Source organism: Verminephrobacter aporrectodeae subsp. tuberculatae At4, from assembly GCF_000193225.1.
Taxonomy (GTDB): Bacteria; Pseudomonadota; Gammaproteobacteria; order Burkholderiales; family Burkholderiaceae_C; genus Acidovorax; species Acidovorax aporrectodeae.
In genome coordinates this window covers 1-5,544 of record NZ_AFAL01000418.1, presented here as the reverse complement: position 1 = coordinate 5,544, position 5,544 = coordinate 1, and the positions used below count along the sequence as shown (strand labels likewise).

Annotated in this window: 7 protein-coding genes; 5 read left to right on the top strand and 2 right to left on the bottom strand. The window is 66.7% G+C overall.

Annotation, left to right across the window (positions count from 1 at the left end):
* From VTU_RS27130 to VTU_RS0112845, 5 genes are all read left to right on the top strand, one after another.
* Positions 1 to 656 (top strand): IS4 family transposase (locus VTU_RS27130; RefSeq protein WP_040892774.1); only part of this gene is annotated, 656 nt, incomplete at its 5' end.
* A 48-nt stretch (positions 657 to 704) separates the two neighbouring features.
* Positions 705 to 893 carry a hypothetical protein gene (locus VTU_RS32765; RefSeq protein WP_029554366.1) on the top strand — a complete coding sequence of 63 codons (189 nt, stop codon included), beginning with the start codon at positions 705 to 707 and terminating at the stop codon, positions 891 to 893.
* Positions 890 to 1,528, top strand: coding sequence for an ABC transporter ATP-binding protein (locus tag VTU_RS0112855; protein WP_010104760.1), 639 nt, complete (start codon positions 890 to 892; stop codon positions 1,526 to 1,528). Before VTU_RS32765 ends, VTU_RS0112855 begins: the two co-directional genes overlap by 4 nt.
* Positions 1,528 to 2,556 (top strand): hypothetical protein, encoded by a 1,029-nt coding sequence (locus VTU_RS0112850; protein ID WP_010104758.1) that lies wholly within the window; start codon positions 1,528 to 1,530, stop codon positions 2,554 to 2,556. Before VTU_RS0112855 ends, VTU_RS0112850 begins: the two co-directional genes overlap by 1 nt.
* On the top strand, positions 2,535 to 2,753 hold the full coding sequence (locus tag VTU_RS0112845; RefSeq protein ID WP_040892772.1) for a hypothetical protein: 219 nt from the start codon (positions 2,535 to 2,537) through the stop codon (positions 2,751 to 2,753). Before VTU_RS0112850 ends, VTU_RS0112845 begins: the two co-directional genes overlap by 22 nt.
* A 179-nt stretch (positions 2,754 to 2,932) precedes the next feature.
* Here VTU_RS0112845 and VTU_RS0112840 read toward each other — a convergent pair whose 3' ends face one another.
* Both VTU_RS0112840 and VTU_RS0112835 read right to left on the bottom strand, forming a co-directional pair.
* Entirely contained in the window at positions 2,933 to 3,217 is a 285-nt protein-coding gene (locus tag VTU_RS0112840) for a DUF2218 domain-containing protein (protein WP_010104754.1), read from the bottom strand.
* Between the two features lie 79 nt (positions 3,218 to 3,296).
* Positions 3,297 to 5,393 (bottom strand): TonB-dependent receptor domain-containing protein, encoded by a 2,097-nt coding sequence (locus VTU_RS0112835; protein ID WP_010104752.1) that lies wholly within the window; start codon positions 5,391 to 5,393, stop codon positions 3,297 to 3,299.
* Positions 5,394 to 5,544: the final 151 nt, after the last annotated feature.

Sequence of the window (5,544 nt, the reverse complement as noted above, 5' to 3'; positions counted from 1 at the left end):
AGATTCGTTTCACCCTTGCTTCGCGCCAGGGTTCGCGCCCTCGTGAAGTGGTACAGCAAGTGTGGGCGCAAGCGCTGAAGTTGCCCGATGGCCATGGCGGCTTTGTGCAGGCCACATGCATCGTTGCCCGGGAGGAGGCGCTGGCGAATGGCGAAAAGCCCATCGAGTGGCGACTGCTGACGAACTTGCCCGTGGAGACCCTGGAGCAGGCCGCCCGGATGATCGACTGGTACCGGGCGCGCTGGGAGATCGAAATGTTCTTTCATGTGCTCAAGAACGGTTGCCGGATCGAAGCCTTGCAGTTGGGCAGTGTCAGCAAGATAGAGCGTGCCGTGGTGCTGTACATGGTGGTGGCGTGGCGCATTGCCCGGCTGATGCGACTGGGGCGTAGCTGCCCACACCTGGATGCGCAACTGATGTTCGAGCCCGACGAATGGAAAGCGGCGTACATCCTGAACAAGCAAGAGCTACCCAAGGAACCGCCCACGCTCAACGAGGTGGTGCGGCTGATTGCCAGGCTGGGGGGCTTTCTTGCGCGAAAGCGCGATGGTGAGCCCGGAGTCAAGACCATCTGGCTGGGAATGCAGCGCATTCTTGACTTTGCCGCTGGCATCAGGTTCTGTCGCGAGCTTCAGGTTCAGGGGGCTTGTGTATAACGAAATGGTGTCCAGGCACCCAGCGGCGGCATCGACCTGAAGGCATTCGTGGTGCTCAACGCCTCGACACCGGTCTCGCAAGCTCTGGCCGAGGAATTGCTAGAGTTCAGCCGCAGTCGTTGGCCTGACTTTCCCCACAAGCACCTAGACGAAGTCGAGTTCTTGGCGAAACTGCCGCGCAATGCGACGGCGCTATGCGCAGCAACGGGCGGGATGCCACAGATGATGGCCGGATGAGCAGGAACCAGGCCACCTTGGGCGTCAACCGGCTGCACCACTCATACGAGGACCGGGTGATCTTCCACCGCGTGGGATTCTCGTGGACGGGGCCGGGAATCATATGTGTCTGTGGCCCCAACGGCTCCGGCAAGACCACTTTGCTGTCGATGCTTGGCGGCGCCTGTGTTCCCGACGAGGGCGATATCCTGGTGCTCGGGCGCAGCATGCGCATGGTGCGTGGGAAAACCTTGTCGTGGCTGAGCTATGTGCCCGACGCATGCCCGGTGTACCCGTTCGTCACTGGCAGGGAGTGGCTCGACTTCGTTCAAGCCGCGCGTCGGCCCGCGATCTCGACGGCCCCGGATCTGGTTTGGCGCTTCGGACTGGTGGACTCCCTCGACCTGCGCTTCAGCGCCATGTCGCTGGGCACGGCGCGCAAGTTCATGCTCGCCGCCGGGCTGGGCACGCAAGCGCCGATCACCGTGCTTGACGAGCCGAGCAACGGTCTCGACGCGGCGGCCCGCGACGTGCTGCGCGAGCAGTTGCTGGCGATCGCGACATCGCGGTTGGTGGTGATGTGCTGCCACGATGTCGGCGAGCAACGCGCGCTTGGCGCCCGCTGCGTCGAACTGGCATCGCTGGAGACAGCCTGATGCACTTGCGCATGGGCCTGGTCCGCAGCTTGCTCTGGTGGCGCTTGCGGCACGTGGCCGAGGTCGCCTACCGGCTGCTGGTGCGCCGTTGGCAGGGCGTGTTGTTCATCCTGCTACTGCTGTCGCCGCGCGAGATGCCGATCCGGCAACAACTGCGCGTGCTCGCACACCCGGCGCTGGTGCTCACCACGCCGGGCCCGGTAGCAACGGTGCTGGTCACCTGGGTGGCGATGCTCGCGCTGGCACATGCATGGGCGCAGGCCCAGGGCGGGGTGCTCACCGGCGGGGCGGCATGGGCCTTCGTGCAAACGCAACCCGTACCAACGCAATGCCTGCGCAAGGTCGACCTCGCCGTGCTGGCCGTCTGCGATCTGCCACTGTTCTTGCCGTTCGCCGCGGCTCTTGCCGTGCTCCCGCAGGGACCCCCAGCGCAACGCTGGTGGCAGGGCCTCGCCCTTGCCACAGTCCTGATCATGCTACCGGTCATGCAGTGGGCCATGCACTGGCGGCCGCGCGAGGCCATGCGCGCAATAGCCGTGCAGTGCGTGGGGCTGTCCTGCCTGGCGCAGGGCTGGTCGCCCGCGCCCTTTGTGCTTGGAAGCGTCGCTACCGCGTGGTGGATGTTTCGGCGGGAAAAGGCCCGCGCACCTGGTGGCGTGCCTGCCGTGTCGCGTCCACGCCGGCGCGCATGGGCTCTGCCACCGGGTGCGCCCATGTGCTTGCGCCTGGCTTGGATCGACCTGCGTGGGCTGATCGGTGCACGGCAATGGCCGCGCCACGCCGCACTGGTGGCCTGGGCCGGACTGCCGTGGTTGGTGCACGAATACCTTGGCGCGTACGGCGTGGCGACGCAGACTGTCACCGTAGCCGTCGTGCTCACGGTCATGCCCTTGCTCTTCGCCGTGTCCGGCCTGGCGTTCGAGCTGCGGCGCATGCACGAACCCCGCGCGCGCTCAACGCGAGCCTGGGTCTGGGTCCGTGCTACGTCCATGGCGTGGGTCTGGGCGTGCTGCTGTTCTTGTTCGTGATCCTGGTTCTGCCGCTGACGGTCGCCGCCTGGATCCGTCGCACAAGCCCCGTGGTGCTCATGATCCTGCCCATCACGGGCTTGGCGCTGCTCGCATGCGCCGCCCTCAATTTCCGCGGCGGGTACGCGGGCTTCGTCCCGAAGTTCCTGGTCTGCGCAGTCGCCACCGGTGTTGTGCTCCAGCTTATTTTGCAGTGACAGCAAATGCAGTTTAGGCCCACCCGAGGGCGAGCCTACTGCGCCCGCTCGGCTGGAGGCTGTGATCACCACGGCGGCGATGAACGAGGTGAGCAAGAGCGCTTGGCGCCGCGAGCACGGCGTGTACCCCAGCGAATGGGACAAGTGGTATTTCAGCGCTCAGGTAGCCGATTGGTCCATCAAGCGCTCTGCCAAGCGACGGCGAGTTGCTTGTCGCGAGCCATCAGGCCCAGGTGCGCGCCGATCACGTGCTGCACGCGTTGGAGCAACTCGACGCTGTCGGCTGCGCAGTGCAGGCTCAGCACGTCGCCCGTGCGCTGCGCGCGGCAACGGCCAAAGAGAAAGTCGATGTCGGCGTGTTCGCTGTCGAACGTCACCGGCACCTTGATGGCGAAGTGTTTGCACATCCTGAAGAGCACCCGCTCGGCCTGCGGCACGGTGATGGTGGCGGTACTGGTTGGCATGGCGGAAACCCGATTCGGGAAGGAAGACGAAAGACAAAGAGAGCCAAGGCCGGCCGTCGAGCCGGGCGGCGCGACCAGATCAAAACCGGGCAAGCAGCGTGAGGGCGTAGCGGCGCCCCTCGTCGAGCATCCAGTTACCCTGGAGACCCTGGGTGCGGGCGCGGGCGTCCACGTCGATGCGTTCGTCGGTGGCGTTCACCACCGTGAACTTCAGGTCCACGCCGGGCGCCAGCGCGCCGCGCACACCCAGGTCCAAGGTCGTGGATGCCTCGCGCTCGCGCACGCCCAGGGCGCTGTTGCGGAAGGCGGCCCAATACTGCTTGCCGACGTGATGGGCCGCCGCCTGCAGCGTGAGCCGGCTCAGCGCTTGCCATTCGAGTCGCCAATGGGCTTGGTTCCTGGGCGTCTTGTCCAGCGGGTAGCCGGCCAGGGAGTCGCCGTTGAAGGCGCTCTCGCCGCCGCGGCGGCGCGAATCAGTCAGCGTGTAGCTGCCGCTCAGGCGCCAGTCTTTGGCGAGCCGGGTGCCCGCCCCCAGTTCCAGGCCGGTGATGTCCGCGCGCGCCATGTTGTCGTAGACGTAGATATTGCGGCCTCGCACACGCGGGTCGGCAACGCCGGTGTCGTAGCTGGCGACGCGGTTCTTGAACTGGTTGTGGAAAACCGTCAGGCTGGCGAAGTTGCCGCCAGAATCCCGGCGCAAACCGATTTCGCCGTTGACGCTGGTCTCCGGCCTGAGGTCCTGGTTGCCGCACAGCGTGCCGGCCACGGCGCCCGCAGCGCCGCCGCCGCCCGTGGTCATGCAGTAGCCCGCCGCGCTCTGGCGCAATGTGGGCGCCTTGAAGCCACGGGCCACACCGCCGCGCAGGGTCCAGTTTTCGTCCAGCGTGTAGACGCCATACAGCCGCGGGCTGACTTGGCTGCCATAGGCCGCGTCATGGTCCAGGCGGGTGCCGGCGGTCAGCACGAAGTCGCGCCCGATGGCGAAGTCGTTCTCGGCGGAGAGGGCCCAGGAATCGCGCTGGATGGTGTCCGGATTCGCGGCCAAGCCGGCGACCACCGCCTGCCTGGCCACGCCGCCCAGGCTTTGCCGGATGTATTGCATGCCCAGCGTCAGGGTGTTGGCGTCCTTGGCCCAGGGCAAGATGACGCGGCCCTCCAGCGCGCCGTTGCGCAGCTCGGGCTCCACCGGGGACCGCCCCGCCGGCAACCACTGCGTCTGCGTGCCGGTTTCGCCATAGAGCGACAGGAAGCTGCGCCCCCAGTTGCCGCGGCCTTCGTGCGTCAAGCCCCAGGACTCCCGGCTGTGCCCCGATCTCAGGATCGTCGCCGGCGTGGTCGCATCGGCGATGCTCCGGCCCGGCGTCAGCAGGTAGCTGAGGGATTCATGGCCGAGGTGGAAGCTCAGGTCCTGGCCGGGCGTCAGGCGTGCGCTGAACTGCAGCCCCACGTTTTCATCGCGCTGGCCGTGGGCGCCGCTGGTGGCGTTCAGCGGGAAGTAGACGCCGTCCTCGCCGCGTCGGCTCGTGGCGCCGAAAATGCGCAGACTCAGCCGCTCGTCCACCAGCGGACCGCCGAGCCAGAACGCCATGCCACGCGAATCGCCCAGTTCATGGTGCGCCTGCTGCACGGCATGCGCGGCGAGCGAGGCGCCCCAGCGCGCTGGCTGAGCGCGCGTGATGATGTTCACCGCGCCGCCCATCGCGTCGGCGCCGTAGAGCGAGGACATCGGGCCACGAATCACCTCGATGCGCTCGATGGCAGCCAGCGGCGGCAGCAGATGGGATTGCACCCCGCCGCTGCCGCGGTTCATCGTCTCGCGGGTGTTCTGGCGTCGGCCATCGACCAGGATCAGGGTGTATTCGCCGGGCATGCCGCGCAGTGAAATGTCCTGGTCGTTGGGGTTCGCGCCGACGATGCCCACGCCCTCCACCGAGCGCAGCAGGTCCATCACGGTGCTCTCCGGCCTGGACTCGATTTCCTTGCGCTCGATCACGGTGACGCTGGCCGGCGCGGCGCGCACCGCCTGCTCGCGCTGGCTGGCGGTGACGGCAATGGGCGCCAGACTCGCAGGCTCTTGGGCCAAGGAGGAAGCGCCTGCGCCCAGCAGCCCCGCCGCGATCACCAGGGAATGCGGCAAGGAAACGGGGGCGCGGCCGGGCGCATTTCTTCTGTGCATGTCCGCTCTCCAAATAGAAACGATTCGTATTTGATTTTTAAGCATTCCGACGGCAGAACGTTTGTGCGGCGCACAAAGGTGTTTGCGTCAGTTGGCGGTACCCGCCACAGAGGGGTTGCATGGAGGCTTCGGGGTGACTGTTCAGCCTCTC